This is a genomic window from Novosphingobium olei (assembly GCF_012927405.1).
Lineage (GTDB): Bacteria > Pseudomonadota > Alphaproteobacteria > Sphingomonadales > Sphingomonadaceae > Novosphingobium > Novosphingobium olei.
The window spans coordinates 128,924-149,009 of record NZ_JABBGM010000004.1; the positions used below are offsets into that span (position 1 = coordinate 128,924).

The window sequence follows — 20,086 nt, forward strand, 5'->3', positions numbered from 1 at the left end:
CGCGTGTTGCAGCACATGCGATCCTGCGCCAAGGCGCCGCCATGGAGCAGACCCCTTACGAACTCTTCGGCGGCGAACCGACCGTGCGAGCGCTGTGCGCGCGGTTCTACGAGCTGATGGATACCTTGCCCGAGGCGCACGCGGTGCGCGCGGTCCATCCACCGTCACTGGCGAATGCCGAGGCAAAGCTCTACGATTACCTGACCGGCTGGCTCGGCGGACCGCCGCTCTATACCGACAAGTATGGCCACCCGCGGTTGCGCATGCGCCACTTCGTTGCCCCCATCGGCCGGGCCGAGATCGAAGGCTGGCTGCTCTGCTTCGGTCAGGCGTGGGGCGAAGTGATCGCGCCCTCGCCGCTTGCGGACGCGATCATGGCAAAGGTCGAAGCTCTTGCCTGGCACATGGGCAACCAGCCCGCAGTCTGACGGCCAGAAGTCTGCTGGCCCCAAGCCTCACTGGCGAAAGCATCAGCCGACCTTGCGCTGAGCCACTTCCTGCGGGACGCTGCGCAGCGTGACGGCGGCGATGCGGCCATCCTCGTCAAGTTCGAGCGGCATCGAGAATTCCACCCCGAGCCGGTCGTCGTTCGACCAGCGGCACGTGGCCGTGACCGGGTAGTTTTCCGACAGCAGCACGCGGAAGATCGTTCCGGGCGGCACGTTCCACAGCCCTTCGATCAGCGCGCCGGTGCGGCTGATGTTGCGCACGGTGCCATGATAGCGGTGCCCCGCGTGGTCGAGCACGACCTTGCGCAGCATCGTCTGGCGGCTGGCGCGTGCCGAACGCGGACCCTGCGCCACGGCGATCAGGCCCGAGGTCAGGCGCGATGCGGCGGCTTCGGCCGAAAGCGGGCGTTCGTAGATGTAGCCCTGCACGTGGCTGCAGCCCAGAACGCGGATCAGGTCGAGCTCGTCGAGCGTTTCCACGCCCTCTGCCGTCGTTTCCATGCCCAGCGCTTCGGCCAGGCTGACGATCGAGCCGATGATCGCCCCGTTGCGGCTGCCCGGCTGGGTCGCGCCGCGCACGAAGGACTGGTCGATCTTGATCTTGTCGAACGGCGCCTTCTTCAGATAGCCGAGCGAGGAGTAGCCGGTGCCGAAATCGTCGAGCGCCAGCCGCACGCCGACCGACTTGAGCGCGCGGAACATCGCCTCGGTGTCGGAATCGTCGTTGAGGAACACGCTCTCGGTGATCTCGAGCTCCAGTCGCTGCGGATCGACCTGCGCGTGGGCAAGCGCGCTGGTGACGATCGAGGGCAGCGAGGGATTGGCGAACTGCAGCGGCGATACATTGACCGCGACGCGCACGTTGGTCGGCCACTTGGCCAGATCCTGGCACGCGGTGCGCAGCGCCCATTCGCCGATCGTGGCGATCAGGCCGGTATCCTCGGCAATCGGGATGAACTTGGCGGGCGAGATGAAGCCCTGCTCGGGATGGTGCCAGCGCAGCAGCGCCTCGAACCCGGTGATCCGTTCGGTCGCGGTCTGCACCACGGGCTGGTAATACAGCTCGAGCCCGCCATTGGCGACCGCATCGCGTAGCTCTTCTTCGAGCTGGCGGCGCTCTTCGGCATCGCTGTGCAGATCCGGCGCATAGAAGTGGTAGCGTCCGCGCCCGCCATCCTTGGCCGCATAGAGCGCAAGATCGGCGTTGCGGATCAGCGCTTCGCTGGTGACGCCGTCATCGGGCGCGAGCGCGATGCCGACCGACGCGCCGATCATCACCCGGCTGCCGTCGATCGAATAGGGCTGCGAAAGCGCTTCGATCACCTGTGCCGCGATCGGCGCCAGCTTTTCGCGCTCGGTCTTGCCAGGCAGGATGACCTTGAATTCATCACCGCCGAGACGCCCGACCCGGCCGTGCTTGCCGATCACGCGTTCCAGCCGCTGCGCCACCTGCTTGAGCAGGGCATCGCCCGCCGGGTGGCCCAGCGTATCGTTGACCTGCTTGAACCGGTCGAGATCGAGCAGGAACACGGCGCAGGCGCGGTGGCTGGCTTGCGGAGCGTTGAGGATCTTTTCCAGCGACTGCGACATGCGGAAGCGGTTCGACAGGCCGGTCAGCGAATCGAAGTGCGCGAGGCGGCTGGCGTGTTCCTGCGAGCGGCGCTTTTCGGTCAGGTCTGTACCCGAGCCGCGGAAACCCTGGAAGTTGTTGAACAGGTCGTAGGTCGGACGGCCGGTGATCGACCACCAGCGTTCCTCGTTCTGCGTGGCGGCGCGAACCGCCAGGTCGGAAAAGCTCGACCGCGCGGAAAGGTGGAAGGCCAGCGTGCGCTCGCCCTCGCCCGACTGTTCGGCCAGGTTGAACAGTTCGGCCAGCGGACGACCGATCAGCTCCTCAACCTCGCGGCCGAGCGTGTCGGCCACGGGGCGCGAAAGATAGGTGATCTGGCCGCGGCGGTCGGTTTCCCAGAACCAGCCCTGCCCGGTCTCTTCATAGTCGGCGAGGATTTCCTGCGCGCGGGTCTGCACGCGGGCTTCTTCCTGCACGCGCTCCTCGGTGCGCAAGTCGATCTCGCGCTGGCGCATGTAGGCAACGCCCGCGATCGCCAGGCCGATCAGCAGCGCAAGCAGGCCGCCCTGCGCGCTGACCACGCAGGTAACCCCCGACCACAGCGCGATCTGCGCCGCGAGCATGGCGGCGAGGCGCCCCGACTGGGTAACCGTGGTAAACAGCGAAATGGTTACCAGAAGCGCAAGCGATTGATCCCACGCGATATGTCCACCGTTCGCCCACAGGCCGACGGCCGTGCCGTAGACGAACATCGGCAGGACCACGGCAAGCGCGAGACTTGCGGTGCGCACGGCAGTCGAAAGCCGCGCGGTCTGTTCGAGCCGCACGGCGAATCGACCGGCGAAGACGATGATCGCGGCGACCAGCGCCATCACCGGCGCGGTCCACGAGGTAAACGCTGCGTTGACGACCGCGAGCCCGGCAATTCCGGCGGCCATCGGCAAGGCCATGTGCGGCCATTCGGGGCCGATCAGCGTGCGATTGCGACGATCGCCGAACAGGAAGACGTCTCCCGGCGGCACCGAGGCGGTGCGTTCGCGCCGCTTCTGGGTGCGGGCGAAATCACGGCCCGTCTGGGGCTTGGCAGGGAAATCGGCCATCACGACCGCCGGTTCATCGGACATGGTTTCCCGATTGCCCCATTTGCTTTGAAAAAGGCTTAACGCGGACCTGAAACCACAGCCGGAACCTTGCGACTTTTGCCACCGGATCGAACCTGCTAGTCGCTCGCCCGACGGCGTCACGTTTGCGAGGGAAAATTGGCTTCGACTGCGGCATTTTCGATGATCGGCGTTGCCGGGCGCAGGCTTCGCGTGGGCCAGTGGCATGCCGAACAGACCGGGGCCCGGCCGCTCGTCATCCTCAACGGCATCGGCATGAACATCGAACTTCTCGAACCGATCGCGCGGGTGCTGACCGACCGTCGGATCATTGCGGTCGACATGCCCGGCATCGGTGGTTCGCCCGATCCGGTGTTCCCTTATACTATTCCCTGCATGGCGCTCGCGCTCGCCTCGCTGCTCGATCGCCTGCGCATCGAACAGGTCGATCTGCTCGGGATCAGCTGGGGCGGCGCGGTGGCCCAGCAGTTTGCCTTCCAGCATCGCGGCCGGCTCGGCAAGCTGGTGCTCGCCGCCACCGCCTCGGGCGGCGCGACGATGGTGCCGGGCAACTTCGCCCTGCTCGGCAAGATGGCCGATCCGCGCGAATATACCGTCGAGAAGGCGCTGCGCCGCAACCTCGCCATGCTCTACAACGGGGGCGGATCGGCGCGCGTTTCGCTGAACGCCGCCAAGGCGCCATCGCCGCTCGGCTGGGCCTGCCAGATGACCGCGTTCGCCACGTGGACAAGCGTGCCGTTCCTGCCGCTGATCTCGGTGCCGACGCTGATCATGGCCGACGAGGAAGACCAGCTGATCCCGCCGACCAACTCGCACTTCCTGCACAATGCCATTCCCGGCAGCCGGCTCGAGATGTTCGAAGGCGGCGGCCACCTGTTCATGCTGTCGAAGTCGCACGAATTCGGCGAGAAGCTCACTGCTTTCCTCGACGAACGGCCGCACTACCCCAAGCGGGCCGCCTGACCCGCCTCAACGCTTTCCTTTTGCCGCCGGTCCGTCAGGCGGCGTGGACATATTCCACAGCGCCACGGCTGGAGGCAAAAAGCGCCAGCGCGAGAAGGCGAGGCGGAGCAATATCGGGAATATTGCGAGCCGAGCAGACGCTGCGATGGCGCTTTTTGGTCCAGCCCCTTCTGGGTTATCCTGTAAGAGGCCCCTGCGGCGTCGCTCAGCCTTGATGGAGGCCCACTCCACCTGCGGCCTCGCTCCTTGCCGGGGGCCTCTTACAGGGTAACCGTGGCGTTGCGGAAATTGTCCACGCCGCCTAGCATCTCCCGCAGAATCACAACAAACGCGCGGGAGAGCGCATGCGTCACATCGCGATCATCGGTTCAGGACCTGCCGGATACTACACCGCCGAAGCCGCCCAGAAGCAGTGGGGGGACGACGTCAAGGTCGATATCTTCGACCGCCTTCCCGTTCCCTACGGCCTGATCCGCACCGGTGTCGCGCCCGATCACCAGTCGATCAAGGGCGTCTCGCGCCGCTACGAACAGACCGCGCTGTCCGACAACGTGCGCTTCGTCGGCAACGTCACCATCGGGCAGGACGTTTCAATAGAGGAATTGCAGGGTTTCTACGATGCGGTGGTGCTCGCCACCGGCGCGCCGCGCGATCGCGGGCTCGACCTGCCGGGCGACAACTTGCGCAACATCCACGGCAGCGCCGCCTTCGTCGGGTGGTACAACGGCCACCCCGAATTCGCCGCGCTCGATCCCGACCTGTCGGGCGAAACCGCAGTCGTCATCGGCATGGGCAACGTGGCGCTCGACGTCGCGCGGATCCTGTCCAAGACGCGCGAGGAATTCGCCGGCAGCGACATCGTCGGCCACGCGCTCGAAGCGCTCGTCGCCTCGAAGATCCGCCGTGTGGTCATCCTCGGCCGGCGCGGCCCTCACCAGATCATGATGACGCCCAAGGAACTTGGCGAACTGGGCCATCTTTCGCGCGCCGCGCCACGCGTCGATCCGGCGGACCTGCCCGATGTGGGTGAAGATGCGCTGCTCGAACCGGGCCTGCGCAAATCGGTCAACCACTTGCGCAGCTTCGCCGCGATCCCGGAAAGCCACCGCGCCGACGTCGACATCGAAGTGGAGTTCGATTTCTTCGCCGCTCCGCGCGCGCTGCTCGGCGATGGGCGGGTTGAGGCGATCGAAGTGGAGCGCACCCGCATCGAGGGCGGCCGCGCCGTCGGCACCGGCGAATTCTACGAAATTCCCGCCAGCCTCGTCGTCGCCTGCATCGGTTATCGCACCGCGCCGATTCCGGGCGTGCCGTTCGACGAGCGCGCCGGCCGCTTCGCCAACGACGAAGGGCGCATCCTGCCCGGCCTCTATTGCGTCGGCTGGGCGCGCCGTGGCCCATCCGGCACGATCGGCACCAACCGCCCCGATGGCTTCGCGGTGATCGAGAAGATCGCCGAGGACATGCCCGCCTTCGCCCACAAGGCGGGGCGCGAAGGGTTCGACGCGCTCGCGGCGCAGCGCGGGCTGGACGTCGTCACCTTCCGCGACTGGAAGCGGATCGAGGAAGCCGAAGCCGCCCGCGCCCGCGACGGCGCGCCGCGCGAAAAGTTCGTCGACGTGGCCGAGATGATCCGCGCGCGAGGTTGACCGGGCCGCAACCCTCTGCCTTAATCGCTTAACTAAGTAAGGGGCGTGCGGCGACAGCTGCCGTTGCCAGGCGATTTAGGGAGAGAGGAAATGTCCGTTCGCGCGATGCAGCTCGGCGCAAAGCCGGCCACGCTAGACAGTCTGAAGGCGGTGGAGCTGCCCGATCCCGGCGCGCCGGGTGCTGGCGAAATCCGCGTGCGCATTCGCGCCTCGTCACTCAACTTCCATGACTACGCCGTCGTCGCCGGCATGCTGCCGGCCCCGGCAGATCGCATCCCGATGTCCGACGGCGCGGGTGAAGTCGTGGCCATCGGCGATGGCGTGACCGAATTCGCGGTGGGCGACGCGGTCGTCTCGGTGTTCTTCCCGCTGTGGGAGGATGGCACGTTGCACCAGCCGATGCAGTTCTGCGTGCCGGGCGACAGCACCGATGGTTACGCCCGCACCGAAGTCGTGGTCCCGGCGCGTTGGTTCACCCGGGCGCCCAAGGGCCTCAGCCATAGCGAGGCCGCGACGCTCACTTGCGCAGGATTGACCGCGTGGCGCGCGCTGTTCGTCGATGGCTCGACGGGCCCGGCATCGACCGTGCTGATCCAGGGAACGGGCGGCGTATCGATCTTTGCGCTGCAGTTCGCCAAGGCTGCCGGGGCACGGGTGATCGCCACCAGCTCTTCGGACGAAAAGCTCGAGCGGCTGCGGGCCATGGGCGCGGACGAGCTCGTCAATTACCGCGCCCATGCCGACTGGGGCGTCAAGGCGGCGGAGCTGACCGGCGGACGCGGCGTCGACACCGTGGTCGAGATCGGTGGTGCCGGAACGCTGGAACAGTCGATGATGGCCACGCGCGTCGGCGGCCATATCGCGGTGATCGGCGTGCTGGCCGGGTTCGCCGGTCCCGTCAACACGGCGCTGCTGATGAACAAGAACCTGCGCGTCCAGGGACTTACAGTGGGATCACGCGCAAGCCAGCTCGACATGATCGCCGCGATCGAAACCAACGGCATCCGCCCGGTGATCGATCGTCATTTCGCGCTGGAATCGCTGGGCGATGCCTTCCGCCACCAGATCAGCGGCGCCCACTTCGGCAAGATCGTCGTCGATATCTGATCGCCCGCCCGGGTGCGCCCGACGGCTCAGGCCGCGCGGCGCATCCGGCGCGCCACCCGAGAGTCATTGCCCAGCTGGAAGCGGTCGACGAGTTCGGCCATGCGGTCGGCCTGCCCCGCCAGGTTGCGCGCCGCCGCGGTCGCCTCTTCGACCATCGCCGCGTTCTGCTGCGTCATCGTGTCGAGCTCGCCTACGGTCTCACGGATCTGGCCGATGTTGGTCGCCTGATCGCGCGCCGATGCGGCGATGCTGCTGGCAAGGTCGGCGATTTCGCCCACCCGGCCGACGATGCGCGAGAACGTCTCGCCCGTCTGTCCGACGATGGCGACACCGCGATCGACTTGCGCCGAGCTCGCGCCGATCAGGTTCTTGATGTCGAGCGCCGCTTCGGCCGAACGCTGCGCCAGCGCGCGCACTTCGTTGGCGACGACGGCGAAACCGCGGCCTGCATCCCCCGCACGCGCCGCCTCGACGCCGGCATTGAGGGCGAGGAGGTTGGTCTGGAAGGCGATGCCGTCGATCACCGCGATGATCTTGCCGATCTCCTGCGCCGACTGCTGGATATCGGTCATCGCCTGAACCGCCTCGCCCACCACGGTTCCGCCATCTTGCGCATCGGTATGGGTCTGGCGGACCGCATCGTGCAGGTTGCCCGCATCGTCGGCGGTGGACCGCACGCTCGCCGCGAGCGAGGTCATCGCCGCCGATGCTTCTTCAAGGCTTGCCGCCTGATGCTCGGTGCGCCGCGCCATGTCGTCGGAAGCCTGGCGGATCTGCTTGGCGCCGGTGTCGACAGACGTCGAAGCCTGGGCCACTTCGGAAAGCGCCTCCGCCACCTTGGCGCGCATCGTTTCGAAGTCGGACTGGATCGCGGCGAATTCCTGCGGAAGGTTCTCGATCGCCGAATGAAAATCGCCGTTGGTCATGCGCTGCAAGGCGCTGCCGAGATGGCCGATCACCTCGACACGCGCCTTTTCCGCAATCTCGAAATACGTGGACAGCGCGATGTTCATGTCGAGCTGCGCCATCTTGACCATCGTGCCCGCCAGCCGCGCGGTGCGCCGCGGCGAAAGCGTCGGCAGCGCACCGGCGAGCCCAACCATGACCTCGTCGATCACGCTGGCATAGGCGCCGATGTACCAGTCCGGCGAAAGGCCGATCCGCGCGTGTACACGACCGATGGTGCGCGCGCTTTCAAGGTACGTCGAATCCGGGCGGCCCGAGAACATCGTCTGCCAATGCTGCAGCTGCTTGTCGCGCGCATGGTTCATCGCCGCGCGCGAACCGAACAGACCGGCGATTTCGGGACTCACCGCGATCCGGTCGTAAAGGCGTTCGAGCGCGGGCGGCGCCAAGCGCGCCATCGCCGCCGAAATCGCTGGAAACCGGCGATAGTCATCGTCGGTCAGGCTGAAGAAATCGAGCGTGCGGGAAAGGGATGGCGTTGGGGACATGACGCAGCTTCCAGAAAATGGTTGCTGCGTTATGTCACAAGGCCCTCAATCAACCTTGGCCGCCGATTAGGTACGATTACGACGTCCGCGAGGACATCTGGCTTTCTGCCGGCTCAGACCCGCATCGGCATCAGCACGTAGAGCGCCGGTGCCTTGTCGTCCTTGCGGATCAGCGTGGGCGCCCCGGCATCGGCGAGGTGCAATTCCACCGTATCGCCGTCGATCTGGCTGAGGATATCTTTGAGATAGTTGGCGTTGAAGCCGATCTCGAAGCCTTCGGCGCGATAGTCTGCCGCAAGCTCTTCGGCCGCGGTGCCGTTGTCCGGGCTCGTCACCGACAGCGTCACGCGGTCGGCTTCGAGCGCCATCTTCACCGCACGGGTCTTTTCAGTGGCGATGGTCGCCACGCGGTCGACGCCCTGGAAGAACGAGCGCGGATCAAGCTTGAGCAGCTTGTCGTTGCCGGTCGGGATCACGCGGTTGTAATCGGGGAACGTGCCGTCGATCAGCTTGCTGGTGAGCACCACGCCGTGTTCGCCGCCCAGCGTGAAGCGCACCTTGCTGGCCGAAAGATCGACGAGAACGGCGGTATCGAGCACTTCTTCGAGCAGCTTGCGCAGTTCGCCCACGCATTTGCGCGGCACGATCACGTCGGGCATGCCTTCGGCGCCATCGGGCCGCGGCAGGGTGTAGCGCGCCAGGCGGTGGCCGTCGGTCGCGGCGGCCTTCAGCACATCGTCCGCCACATGGAAGAAGATGCCGTTGAGGTAATAACGCGTCTCTTCGGTGCTGATCGCAAAGCGCGTGCGGTCGATCAGCTCAGCCAGCGTGCGCGCCGGAATCTCGAAGCTGGTGGGCAGATCGCCTTCGACGATCACCGGGAAATCGTCGCGAGGCAGCGTCGGCAGCTGGAAGCGGCTGCGCCCGGCCTTGACCACCATGCGGTTGTCGGCGGTTTCAAGGCTCACCTGCGAACCGTCGGGCAGCTTGCGCGCGATGTCGAACAGCAGGTGCGCCGACACGGTGATCGCGCCCGGCCCTTCGACCGAGACGGCCGGCATCGATTCCACGATCTGCAGGTCGAGGTCGGTGGCCATCAGGCGAACCGAATTGTCGGGCGACGCTTCGATCAGCACGTTCGACAGGATCGGGATCGTGTTGCGCCGTTCGACCACGGACTGGACGTGGGACAGACAGCGCAGGAGCGTCGCGCGTTCGATCGTCGCCTTCATTCTCGTCTCTCGTCCCCCCAGTCGGCAGGGTTCAGCATGCCCGGCCGGTCGGTGTCAGCTAAGGTTTCCTGTGGCGGAATCGCCCGGAAACACAGGTCAATTCGGACTACCTTCCTTAGCGCGCGGACCGGCGCGGGCAAGCGCTCCGGCGCCGCTGCCAAGCGAAGCTGTGCATAAACTGCAGGAATTGCGCCTCAATCGAGCCGGCGCAGGCCATCGAACATGTTGGCCGTCGCCGCGATCCACGCGGTGATCAGCCGCCAGCCGTCCGGCGTCACCGCTGCGGGATCCTGTCCCGCATCGCGCAGCGCGGCGGTGATGCGGTTGAGATCGCCCTGCGTCACCTTCTCGGCCGGGTTGTTGGTCTTGCCTGGACCGATATCGAGCGCATCGTCGATCAGCGACACCGGAATGCCGATCGCCGCCAACCGGGCATCGAGCACGTCGCGCCCCATCCGCCCGAGCGTGTAGTCGACATAGGCATCGGTCTGCTTGGCATCGAGGAACTGGTCGCGCGCGCATCCTTCCACCACGCGGCGCAATTCATCGATCACCGGACGGTTGCGATCGGGATCCTGCGCCACGATCGCATCGGCCACGCGCGCGTCGAGCCCCACGGGCGCTGCCTTGACCGCGCAGGCCAGCGCCTCGGGCGAACGCGCCTGCGCCCCTTGCGCGCCAGCGAGCAGCGCCAGCGCGACAAGGACCTTGCGCATCATCAGGAAAGCATCGCCATGCCGCCGTTGACATGCAGCGTCTGGCCGGTGACGTAGCCTGCTTCCTTGCTGGCAAGATAGGCCACGGCTGCGCCGATGTCGCTGCCTTCACCCATCCGGCCCATCGGGATGCGGGCGTTCAGCGCATCCTTCTGCGCATCGGGCAGAACGTCGGTCATCGCGGTGCGGATGAAGCCCGGTGCCACGCAGTTGACGGTGATGTTGCGGCTGGCGAGTTCCTGGCCGAGCGACTTGCTCATGCCGACAAGGCCCGCCTTGGCCGCGGCATAGTTGACCTGCCCCGGATTGCCCGTGGCGCCGACCACGCTCGTCACGGTGATGATGCGGCCGAAGCGCGCTTTCATCATCGGCTTGGTCGCCGCGCGCATCAGGCGGAAGGCGGCTTCAAGGTTGACCTTGATCACCGCGTCCCATTCCTCGTCCTTCATCCGCATGGCGAGGTTGTCTCGGGTGATCCCGGCGTTGTTCACCAGGATGTCGACCTTGCCCAGCGTATCGAGCGCGGCGGGGACGAGATGTTCGACCTGTTCGGTGTTCGACAGGTCGCAGGTGATCTCCACGTGATCGTGGCCGTAGGTTTCGTTGAGTTCCTCGCGGAAGGCGCGCAGCTTTGCCGGGTTGGTCCCCGAAAGCGCCAGCCGCGCCCCCTGCCGCGCCAGCGCGTGGCTGATCGCCGAGCCGATGCCACCGGCCGCGCCGGTCACGAGGGCGGTCATGCCGCTAAGATCGAACAGGCGGTTTTCCATGGCTCAGATATCCTTCAGGATGGCTTCGATGTCGGCCATGCCGACGACACTGGTAACCGACACATCGGCCACGGTGCGGTTGATCATGGGCGAAAGGACCTTGCCGCCCAGTTCGATGAACTGTTCGACGCCGGCGTCCTTCATCGCGATCGCGCTTTCGCGCCAGCGCACGCGGCCGGTCACCTGCTCGACCAGCAGGCGCTTGACTTCGGCAGGGTCGGTCACGACCGCTGCAGTCACGTTGGCGAAGAGTGCCACGCGCAGCGCGGCCGGTGGCGTCTTTTCGAAGGCTTCGGCCATGGCATCGGCCGCCGGCTGCATCAGCGGGCAATGGAACGGCGCGGATACCGGCAGCAGCACGCCGCGCTTGATGCCGTGGTCCTTGACCAGCGCCACGGCGCGCTCGATCGCGCCCTTGTGGCCCGAAAGCACGACCTGCGTGGGATCGTTGTCGTTGGCAACGGTGCAGACTTCTCCTTCCGCCGCCGCTTCGGCCAGTGCCGAGGCTTTCTCGATATCGGCACCCAGCAGCGCCGCCATCGCACCCACGCCCACCGGCACGGCCGCCTGCATCGACTGGCCGCGCAGCTTCAGCAGGCGCGCGGTGTCGGCAAGGCTGAACGCGCCTGCGGCACAGATCGCGGTATATTCGCCCAGGCTGTGGCCCGCGACGAAGTCCGCCTTGTCAGCGAGCGCAATGCCGCCTTCCTTTTCCAGCACGCGCAGCACGGCGATGGCGTTGGCCATGATCGCGGGCTGGGCGTTCTCGGTCAGCGTCAGCGCGTCTTCCGGCCCTTCCTTCATGATCTGGAACAGCTTCTGGCCCAGCGCGTCGTCGACTTCCTCGAAGACTTCGCGCGCGGCGGCGCTCGCCTCGGCGAGTTCCAGCCCCATGCCGACCTTCTGGCTGCCCTGCCCCGGGAAAACGAAAGCTCTCATGTCCTCTACGCTCCTTTGGGCGCGCGCCCTATTGCCGTCACTCGCGCGGGGCAAGCCCGAACGGGACGATCTTGTTGTCGATATCGTGGCCGATGTCGGCCGAACCCAGGAAGGAGAGGCCGGCAACCCCGCACCAGTGCCGTGCCATGGCTTCTGGCGCAAAGCCGAACGGCCGGTCGTTCTCGGGTACGTCGCTGACGCGGCCGAGGCGGAGGCCGGCAGCCCCTTGCCCGGCAAGGGCGTGGCAGACGTGGAACAGCAGCCGGTCGACGGCATAGTCGTATTCGGCCACCTCCTCGACCAGCACCTCGTGGCCCGCAAGATCGGGCATCAGCGGCGTGCCCAGCAGCATGGCCAGCGTCATCAGGTTGAACGCAACGCGGGGGCGCGCTCCCGCCGAGGGCTCGATCCCGTCGCGCGCTCCGCTCAGGAAGCCGAGCGTGCGCCGCACCGCCGCCTCGCCGCCGGTGCGCCGGAGATCGGTCGGCATGGGCGCGTGGACCTGCTGCCCGATCCCTGAACCATAGAGCGCGCCCAGCAACGTGCCGCCGTCCGAATAGCCGAGGTAGAGCTTGTCGCGCGCCGCCGCGCCCGCCTGCGCCACGGCATCGGCGGCGATCCGGTTGGCACCATAGCCGCCGCGCACGAACCACACCGCATCGAACGCCGGATCGTTGGCGCAATCGAGAAACGCCGCCCGCCGCACCGCGTCACTTCCGGCGAAATGTCCCTCCACCGCAAAGCACTGTTCGTGGAAATCGAGCGCGATGGACGCGAACTCCGCCCCGGCCAGCGCCACCACGCGCGCCGCATCCTCGCGGGTGAACGGGGTCGAAGGGGCGCAGATGGCGACACGCATCGACTTGCCATAGCGACAACCACAAGCCGGCGCAAAGCAATGGGCCAACGTTTGGGGGCCAAAGTCTGGACTGGCGTGGCCGTTGCTGTAGTGCGTTGCGCCCATGACCTCTGCCACAGCCACCGACCTCACCTCGCGCCCCTGGTTCTTCTGCGGCATCGGCGGATCGGGCATGCTACCCCTCGCCCTGATCCTGCGCGGCCTTGGCGCAAGTGTCGCCGGCTCGGACCGCAGCCGCGACCAGGGCCGCACGCCGGAGAAGTTCGCCTGGCTCGAAAGCCTGGGCTTCACGCTGTTCCCGCAGGACGGCAGCGGCGTAACCTCGTCCGAACAGGTGCTGGTCGCCAGCGCTGCGGTGGAGGACACCGTGCCCGAAATGGTCCGCGCCCGCGAGCTTGGCTGCCCGCGCATGAGCCGCGCCGAACTTCTCTCGCGCCTGTTCAACGCAAGCAGGACCGGCATCGCCGTCGGCGGCACGAGCGGAAAGTCGACCGTCACCGGGATGATCGGCTGGATCATGACGCAGGCGGGCCGCGATCCGACGGTGATGAACGGCGCGGTGATGAAGAACTTCCGCACGCCCGATGCGCCCTTCGCCTCGGCCCGCGTCGGAAGCGGCGAGCTGTTCGTGTCCGAGGTCGACGAAAGCGACGGCTCGATCGCGCTCTACACCCCGGCGATCGCGGTGCTCAACAACGTCAGCCTCGATCACAAGAGCCTGGAGGAACTGCGCGCGCTGTTCGGCGATTTCCTGGCGCGCGCCGCGATCGCGGTGATCAACGCCGACGATCCCGAAAGCCTCGCCCTGCGCCCGCGCGCCCATGCCTCGCTGACGTTCGGCTTTTCGACCGATGGCGACATTTCAGTCGATGCAGCCACCATCGTCGAGCATCCCACCGGCATCGCGGCCACCGTGATCGATCGCCGCGACGGCGCTGCTGTGCCGCTCGCCTTGCAAGTGCCTGGCCGGCACAACCTCGCCAACGCGCTCGCCGCGCTGGCCGCCGCCAATGCCGCCGGCCTGCCGCTCGCCGAAGCGGCGCGGGCGCTGGAAGGGTTCACCGGCCTTGCCCGCCGCTTCGACATCGTGGGCACCAGCCCATCGGGTGTCACCGTGATCGACGATTTCGGCCACAACCCCGAAAAGGTCGCCGCCACGCTTGCTACGCTGAAAGCCCATCCCGGCCGCGTGATCGCCTTCTTCCAGCCCCACGGCTATGGCCCGCTGCGCCAGATGGGCGCGGAGCTGGCCGAAGTGCTGGCCACCCGGCTCTACAGCGATGACGTGACCATCCTGTGCGATCCGGTCTATTTCGGCGGCACGGTCGACCGCTCGGTCGGCTCCGAACGCATCGTCGCGCTGGTGCAAGGCCACGGCGGCCAGGCTGAACACATCGCGTCGCGCGATCATTGCGCCGACCGCATCGTCGCGCTTGCGCGCCCCGGCGATCGCATCGTGATCATGGGCGCGCGCGACGATACCTTGTCCACGTTCGCGCGCGACATCCTCGCCCGGCTCGCCTGAGATCGCCCCCCCGCCTTAACAAAAAGCCCCCGGGCCGTACGAAATCGTCGCGAGTCCAAGGCAACCGTTTGGTGCCGGGCGCGGTGCTAGGTCCCCGCTAACCCGCCGGCATCCCCGCGCCGGCCGGGGCAGCGTGGGGCCTGGCCATGACGATCCGCGAAACGAGCCGAAAAGGCGGGCTCATCATCACCTGCATCCTCCTGGCCGCCGCCACCGCGCTTGCCGTCGGCGTGGCGCGCGTCCGCGTCGGTGGCCCCATCTACACCCGCGTCGAGGAACTGGCCGACTTCAACGCCGACATCCTTCCCCCGCCGCTGTTCCTGACCGAAGCCATGCTGACCGCATCGGATGCCGCGAACATCGGCGGCTCGCTCGATGAGGACAAGGCAACGCTTGCACGGCTCGAACGCGAATACCGCACGGCGCGCGATCGCTGGGCAAAGTCGGAACTCGACCCCGCGCTCAAGGCTGAACTTGCCGCCGGGGCCGGCGCGTTGGGCGATCGCTTCTGGACCGAGATCGACCAGAACCTTGTCCCCGCGCTGGAGCGCAACGATGCCGATGGCGCCGCGCTCAGTCAGGGCAAGGCGCGCCTGCTCTATCGCAAGCACGCCGATGCGGTCCGCCAGCTGACCGGGCACACGGCCAAGGTGCGCGAAGCGTTGTCGGACCATGTCCACCTGACCATGCGGCTGACGCTCGGCGTGATGGCGCTCGCCGGGATCGCGGTGCTGGCCATGGTGTTCGTGGCGCTGCGACTGCTGGGCCGACATGTACTCACCCCGCTGGCGGCCACCGCCGAGCTGATGACCGACATGGCCGGGGGCGACCTCGACCGCACGCCCGATCATACCGACCGGGCCGACGAAATCGGCGACATGAGCCGCGCCATCGCCGTGTTCCGCAGCGCCGGGCAAGCCGCCCGTGAGGCCGCAGAAGCCCAGGCCGAGGTGGTGCGCGTGATGCGCGGCGCGCTGGATCGCCTGTCTGGCGGCGATCTCGTCCATCGCATCGAGCAGCCATTCGCGCCCGACTACGAAGGCCTGCGTACCGCCTACAACACCGCCGCGGTCAAGCTGGACCGCCTCGTCGCCCAGGTTTCGGTGTCGGCGGGAGACGTCAAGGTGGGCGCGGCCGAGATCCGCGGCGCAAGCGATGACCTGTCGCGGCGCAACCAGATCCAGGCTGCGAGCATCGAGGAATCGGGCGCGGCCGTGCAACAGGCGGTAGACCTGGTCCACGATACCGCGCGCCGCACTGCCGAGGCGCACGGCGCAATCGGCGCGGCCAACAGCGAAGTCGCCAACGGCCGCCGCATCGTCGACGATGCAGTGCGGGCGATGACCGCAATCGAGAATTCGTCACAGCAGATCGGGCAGATCGTCGACCTGATCGATGCCATCGCGTTCCAGACCAACCTGCTGGCGCTGAACGCTGGGGTGGAAGCCGCGCGCGCTGGCGAATCGGGACGCGGGTTCGCCGTGGTTGCCACCGAAGTGCGCGCGCTCGCCCAGCGATCCGCTGAAGCTGCGCAGGGGATCAAGACGCTGATCGCCACCAGCACGCGCGAAGTCGCCGCCGGGGTCGCCCTCGTCGGCAATACCGGAGAAGCGCTGTCGGCCATCGTCGAGCGCACCGCCGGTGTCGGCGCGCTGGTCGCCGACATTGCCCGCGCGTCGGAACAGCAGGCCGTCAGCATGGATCACGTCAATCGCGCGGTGGGCGATATCGACCGGCTGACCCAGCAGAACGTGGCCATGGTGGAGGAAAGCACCGCCGCCGCCCGTTCGCTTGCCGAAGAGGCGGAAGCCCTTGCCGAAATCGTCTCGCAGTTCCGCACCTCCGGCCGGCAACCCGGCGCCATGCGCCGGGCGGCCTGACACGACAGCCCGAGGTCAGGCGAAGCGCTTTTCCAGCAGCACCAGGTGCGGGTCGCCATCGAGCCCATGCGCCTCGAAGCCCTTCTCGCGCTCCAGCTCGATCGCGGCGTGGTTGTCGCGATCCTCGATCGAGATCACCCGCTCCAGTCCGCGCCTGTCTGCTTCGGCCGCAAGCAGGTCCAGCATCGTCCAGCCCACGCCCCGGCCGCGATAATCGCTGCGCACCGAAACGGCGATCTCCCCGGTCTGCATGCGCGGATCGCAGGCCAGCATGGCCGAGGCGACGATTTCCCCTGTGGTCGCATCGAACGCCACGAAGCTTTCGGTGCGCCAGTGGTCGACATGGGTCAACGGCTGGAGTTGCGCGTGTTCGAGATGGCCGATCGCGGTCAGGAAGCGAAAGCGCCGGTCTTCCGGGCTCACCTTGTCGAAGAAATCGGCCAGCACGCCTTCGTCTTCCGAAAAGGCGGCGCGCACGGTCAGCACGGTTCCGTCACGGGTGGTCATCTGGGTCATCGGGGCAAGCTCCGCAAGCGTGGTGATCTGGGGCATGGCGGGATCTCCGTCGATCTGGCGTTGTGATGCGGCGACGTTAGCAACCGCAGCATCGTGCACCTTGATCCAGCGCAATCGCGCGCTTGCAAAAGACACGGTTTTGCTTGCGTTTTGCAGGGGCTTGGCCTAGGGGCGCGCGGTCCCTCGGACGGCCTTAACCGGCCCGATGTACGGATGCCCGCCATGGCATGAGGCCCGGCGGGCGGTTCGGCCCTTTTTGGCCCGTCGTTTCCGCATGGTGCGGAAGGCGGAGGAAAGACCGGCGGAGACAACCGCCTGGCCGGAATAACACGATACAGGAAGCATAGCATGGCTAGCACTCCCACGCGCGACGACTTCGCCGCGCTGCTCGACGAGACGCTGGGCGCCGCCGCGAATGGCGGTTTCGAAGGCCGCGTCGTCAAGGGCACCGTCACCGCAATCGAAAACGACAAGGCCGTCATCGACGTCGGTCTCAAGAGCGAAGGCCGCGTGCCGCTGCGCGAATTCGCCATGGCCGGCCAGCCGCATGGCCTTTCGGTCGGTGACGAAGTCGAAGTCTACGTCGACCGCGTCGAAAACGCCGACGGCGAAGCGATGCTCAGCCGCGACCGCGCCCGCCGCGAAGCCGCCTGGGACAAGCTCGAAAACGAATTCGGCGAAGGCAAGCGCGTCGAAGGCGTGATCTTCGGCCGCGTGAAGGGTGGCTTCACCGTCGATCTCGACGGCGCCGTGGCTTTCCTCCCCGGCTCGCAGGTCGATATCCGCCCGGTCCGCGACGTGACCCCGCTGATGGACATGCCGCAGCCGTTCCAGATCCTGAAGATGGACCGCCGTCGCGGCAACATCGTCGTCTCGCGCCGTGCGGTGCTGGAAGAAACCCGCGCCGAACAGCGCTCGGGCCTGATCCAGAACCTCAAGGAAGGCCAGATCATCGACGGCGTCGTCAAGAACATCACCGACTACGGTGCGTTCGTCGACCTGGGCGGCATCGACGGCCTGCTCCATGTCACCGACATGAGCTACAAGCGCGTCAATCACCCGAGCGAAGTCATCGCCATCGGTGACACCGTGCGCGTCCAGATCGTCCGCATCAACCAGGACACGCAGCGCATCTCGCTGGGCATGAAGCAGCTCGAAAGCGATCCGTGGGATGGCGTCGCCGCCAAGTACCCGGTCGGTGCGAAGCTGCACGGTACCGTCACCAACATCACCGAATACGGCGCCTTCGTGGAGCTGGAGCCGGGCATCGAAGGCCTGGTCCACGTTTCGGAAATGTCCTGGACCAAGAAGAACGTCCACCCCGGCAAGATCGTCTCGACCAGCCAGGAAGTCGACGTCATGGTGCTGGAAGTCGACAGCGACAAGCGCCGCATCTCGCTCGGCCTCAAGCAGGCCCAGCAGAACCCGTGGGAAGCTTTCGCCGAAAAGCACCCGGTCGGTTCGACCGTGGAAGGCGAAGTCAAGAACGCGACCGAATTCGGTCTGTTCATCGGCCTCGATGGCGACGTGGACGGCATGGTCCACATGTCGGACATCGCGTGGGGCATCTCGGGCGAAGACGCGCTTGCCCTGCACCGCAAGGGCGAGCAGGTTTCGGCCGTGGTCCTCGACGTCGATGTCGAAAAGGAGCGCATCTCGCTCGGCATGAAGCAGCTTGAAAAGGGTGCTCCGGCTGCCGGCGGCGTCTCGGCCGGTTCGGCTGGCTCGCTGCGTCGTGGCGAAGTCGTCACCGTCACCGTTCTCGAAGTCCGCGATGGCGGTCTCGAAGTGCAGGCGGGCGAAGACGGCGCGACCGGCTTCATCAAGCGTTCGGATCTCGGCCGCGACCGCGACGAACAGCGTCCGGACCGCTTCCAGGTCGGCCAGAAGCTCGATGCCATGGTCACCGGCTTCGACCGTTCCAAGAAGCCGAACTTCTCGGTCAAGGCCCGCCAGCTGGCCGAAGAGAAGGAAGCCGTGGAACAGTACGGCTCGTCGGATGCCGGCGCTTCGCTGGGCGACATCCTCGGCGCCGCGCTGAAGGCCCGTTCGTAAGAACGAGAGCCCTTAGCGGGACAAAGCAAGGCCCGTCCGGAGCGATCCGGGCGGGCTTTTGCTTTGGCGCTCGGATGGAGTAGGCTCCCCACATGCGCGCCACCTGCCAGTGCGGCCAGCTCGTCGTAGAGATCGAAGCCGGGTACCAGACCGACCAGATCGTCGCCTGTCATTGCCTTGCCTGCCAGCGCCGCACCGGCTCGCCATTCGGCGTTCTCGCCTACTTCCCCGCTGCCGCCGTGAAGATTGCAGGCGTCGTGCATGAATATGCCAGGGCCGGCACCAGCGGCGCGGTCTTCGTCAACGGCTTCTGCCCCAGCTGCGGCGCAACCGTGTGGTGCCGCACCGAATTGAAGCCAGATACCATCGGCGTGCCCGTGGGCGCCTTCGCCGATCCCGCCTTCCCCGCCCCTGTCCGATCCGTCTGGGAGGAGACGCAGCACGATTGGGTTGCCATTCCCGGCGCGATCCCGCACTTTCCGCGCGGTCGCAGTTGAGGATGCCCGGATCGTGCCGTCGTCGCTAGAAGTTCACCAGTTCCCGTGCCTGTCCGATAACTACGGCTATCTCGTGCACGATGCGACGAGCGACGAAACCGTCGCCATCGACACCCCGGATGCTGCCGCTTACCTCCGCGAGGCGGAGAAAAAGGGCTGGAAGATAACGCAGATCTGGAACACCCACTGGCACCCGGACCATGCCGGCGGCAACCAGGCTATCAAGGACGCGACGGGCTGCACGGTGATTGCCCCGGCCGTCGACGCCCCCCGCATCGCCGCGGTCGACCGCGAAGTCACACACGCGATGGGCGTGAACCTGGCAAAGTTCGAAGCCCAGGTAATCGACGTCGGCGGCCACACGATGGGCCACGTCGCCTACCACATCCCGGCAGCAGGCATCGCGTTCGTCGGTGATGCGCTCTTCGCCTTGGGCTGCGGACGAATGTTCGAAGGAACGCCCGACCAGTTCTGGGCCAGCCTCTCGCGCCTCAAGGCCCTGCCGCCCGCAACGACAATCTACTGCGCGCACGAATACACCGCCTCGAACGCCCGCTTCGCGCTCCACGCCGATCCCGACAACGCAACGCTGGCAGCCTATGCGGCGGAGGTCGAGCAACGCCGCGCAGCCGGGCAACCGACTGTTCCGACCACCCTTGATCGCGAACTTGCCACCAACCCCTTCCTTCGCGCCGACGACCCTGCCATGCAGGCGCGGTGGGGTGGTGCGAATGCAGTGGAAACCTTTGCCGCGCTGCGTGCCGCAAAGGACGACTTCCGCTAGGCT

General features: G+C 66.8%; 17 protein-coding genes. 9 read left to right on the forward strand and 8 right to left on the reverse strand.

Annotation, left to right across the window (positions count from 1 at the left end; genetic code table 11):
* Positions 1 to 41: 41 nt before the first annotated feature.
* The gene (locus tag HHL27_RS10725) at positions 42 to 428 is read left to right on the forward strand and encodes a group II truncated hemoglobin (RefSeq protein ID WP_169493408.1); all 387 of its coding nucleotides are present in this window, start codon (positions 42 to 44) and stop codon (positions 426 to 428) included.
* A 42-nt stretch (positions 429 to 470) separates the two neighbouring features.
* Here the strand turns inward: HHL27_RS10725 and HHL27_RS10730 are convergent, their stop codons facing one another.
* A complete protein-coding gene (locus HHL27_RS10730) occupies positions 471 to 3,143 on the reverse strand; it encodes an EAL domain-containing protein (RefSeq protein WP_169493409.1) in 2,673 nt (890 codons plus the stop codon).
* A 135-nt stretch (positions 3,144 to 3,278) separates the two neighbouring features.
* On the opposite strand from HHL27_RS10730, the gene HHL27_RS10735 reads away from it, so the two are divergent.
* The 3 genes from HHL27_RS10735 to HHL27_RS10745 all read left to right on the forward strand — a co-directional run bounded on the left by HHL27_RS10735 (position 3,279) and on the right by HHL27_RS10745 (position 6,859).
* Complete coding sequence (locus HHL27_RS10735; RefSeq protein ID WP_240959677.1) at positions 3,279 to 4,103, forward strand: alpha/beta fold hydrolase; 825 nt, start codon at positions 3,279 to 3,281, stop codon at positions 4,101 to 4,103.
* Between the two features lie 344 nt (positions 4,104 to 4,447).
* Entirely contained in the window at positions 4,448 to 5,752 is a 1,305-nt protein-coding gene (locus tag HHL27_RS10740; RefSeq protein WP_169493410.1) for an FAD-dependent oxidoreductase, read from the forward strand.
* 90 nt (positions 5,753 to 5,842) lie between these two features.
* A complete protein-coding gene (locus tag HHL27_RS10745; RefSeq protein WP_169493411.1) occupies positions 5,843 to 6,859 on the forward strand; it encodes a zinc-dependent alcohol dehydrogenase family protein in 1,017 nt (338 codons plus the stop codon).
* 26 nt (positions 6,860 to 6,885) lie between these two features.
* Here HHL27_RS10745 and HHL27_RS10750 read toward each other — a convergent pair whose 3' ends face one another.
* The 6 genes from HHL27_RS10750 to HHL27_RS10775 form a co-directional block, all read right to left on the reverse strand.
* Positions 6,886 to 8,313 carry a globin-coupled sensor protein gene (locus HHL27_RS10750; protein ID WP_169493412.1) on the reverse strand — a complete coding sequence of 476 codons (1,428 nt, stop codon included), beginning with the start codon at positions 8,311 to 8,313 and terminating at the stop codon, positions 6,886 to 6,888.
* A gap of 113 nt (positions 8,314 to 8,426) precedes the next feature.
* Positions 8,427 to 9,545 carry a DNA polymerase III subunit beta gene (gene dnaN / locus HHL27_RS10755; protein ID WP_169493413.1) on the reverse strand — a complete coding sequence of 373 codons (1,119 nt, stop codon included), beginning with the start codon at positions 9,543 to 9,545 and terminating at the stop codon, positions 8,427 to 8,429.
* A gap of 194 nt (positions 9,546 to 9,739) precedes the next feature.
* Positions 9,740 to 10,264, reverse strand: a complete 525-nt coding sequence (locus tag HHL27_RS10760; RefSeq protein ID WP_240959680.1) for a hypothetical protein — start codon at positions 10,262 to 10,264, stop codon at positions 9,740 to 9,742.
* Positions 10,264 to 11,016 (reverse strand): 3-oxoacyl-[acyl-carrier-protein] reductase, encoded by a 753-nt coding sequence (fabG, locus tag HHL27_RS10765; protein ID WP_169493631.1) that lies wholly within the window; start codon positions 11,014 to 11,016, stop codon positions 10,264 to 10,266. Before fabG ends, HHL27_RS10760 begins: the two co-directional genes overlap by 1 nt.
* A 15-nt stretch (positions 11,017 to 11,031) precedes the next feature.
* Positions 11,032 to 11,967 carry an ACP S-malonyltransferase gene (gene fabD / locus HHL27_RS10770; protein ID WP_169493414.1) on the reverse strand — a complete coding sequence of 312 codons (936 nt, stop codon included), beginning with the start codon at positions 11,965 to 11,967 and terminating at the stop codon, positions 11,032 to 11,034.
* A gap of 37 nt (positions 11,968 to 12,004) precedes the next feature.
* Entirely contained in the window at positions 12,005 to 12,826 is an 822-nt protein-coding gene (locus tag HHL27_RS10775; protein WP_169493415.1) for an LD-carboxypeptidase, read from the reverse strand.
* 103 nt (positions 12,827 to 12,929) lie between these two features.
* On the opposite strand from HHL27_RS10775, the gene HHL27_RS10780 reads away from it, so the two are divergent.
* Complete coding sequence (locus tag HHL27_RS10780; RefSeq protein ID WP_169493416.1) at positions 12,930 to 14,351, forward strand: glutamate ligase domain-containing protein; 1,422 nt, start codon at positions 12,930 to 12,932, stop codon at positions 14,349 to 14,351.
* 146 nt (positions 14,352 to 14,497) lie between these two features.
* Complete coding sequence (locus HHL27_RS10785; RefSeq protein WP_169493417.1) at positions 14,498 to 16,231, forward strand: methyl-accepting chemotaxis protein; 1,734 nt, start codon at positions 14,498 to 14,500, stop codon at positions 16,229 to 16,231.
* Positions 16,232 to 16,246: 15 nt separating this feature from the next.
* On the opposite strand, the gene HHL27_RS10790 is transcribed toward HHL27_RS10785, so the two are convergent.
* Positions 16,247 to 16,783 (reverse strand): GNAT family N-acetyltransferase, encoded by a 537-nt coding sequence (locus HHL27_RS10790; protein ID WP_169493632.1) that lies wholly within the window; start codon positions 16,781 to 16,783, stop codon positions 16,247 to 16,249.
* 312 nt (positions 16,784 to 17,095) lie between these two features.
* On the opposite strand from HHL27_RS10790, the gene rpsA reads away from it, so the two are divergent.
* The 3 genes from rpsA (at position 17,096) to gloB (ending at position 20,083) form a co-directional block, all read left to right on the forward strand.
* Positions 17,096 to 18,802 (forward strand): 30S ribosomal protein S1, encoded by a 1,707-nt coding sequence (gene rpsA, locus HHL27_RS10795; RefSeq protein ID WP_169493418.1) that lies wholly within the window; start codon positions 17,096 to 17,098, stop codon positions 18,800 to 18,802.
* A 92-nt stretch (positions 18,803 to 18,894) separates the two neighbouring features.
* On the forward strand, positions 18,895 to 19,299 hold the full coding sequence (locus HHL27_RS10800; protein WP_169493419.1) for a GFA family protein: 405 nt from the start codon (positions 18,895 to 18,897) through the stop codon (positions 19,297 to 19,299).
* A 13-nt stretch (positions 19,300 to 19,312) separates the two neighbouring features.
* Positions 19,313 to 20,083, forward strand: coding sequence for a hydroxyacylglutathione hydrolase (gloB, locus tag HHL27_RS10805; RefSeq protein ID WP_169493420.1), 771 nt, complete (start codon positions 19,313 to 19,315; stop codon positions 20,081 to 20,083).
* Positions 20,084 to 20,086 lie beyond the last annotated feature (3 nt).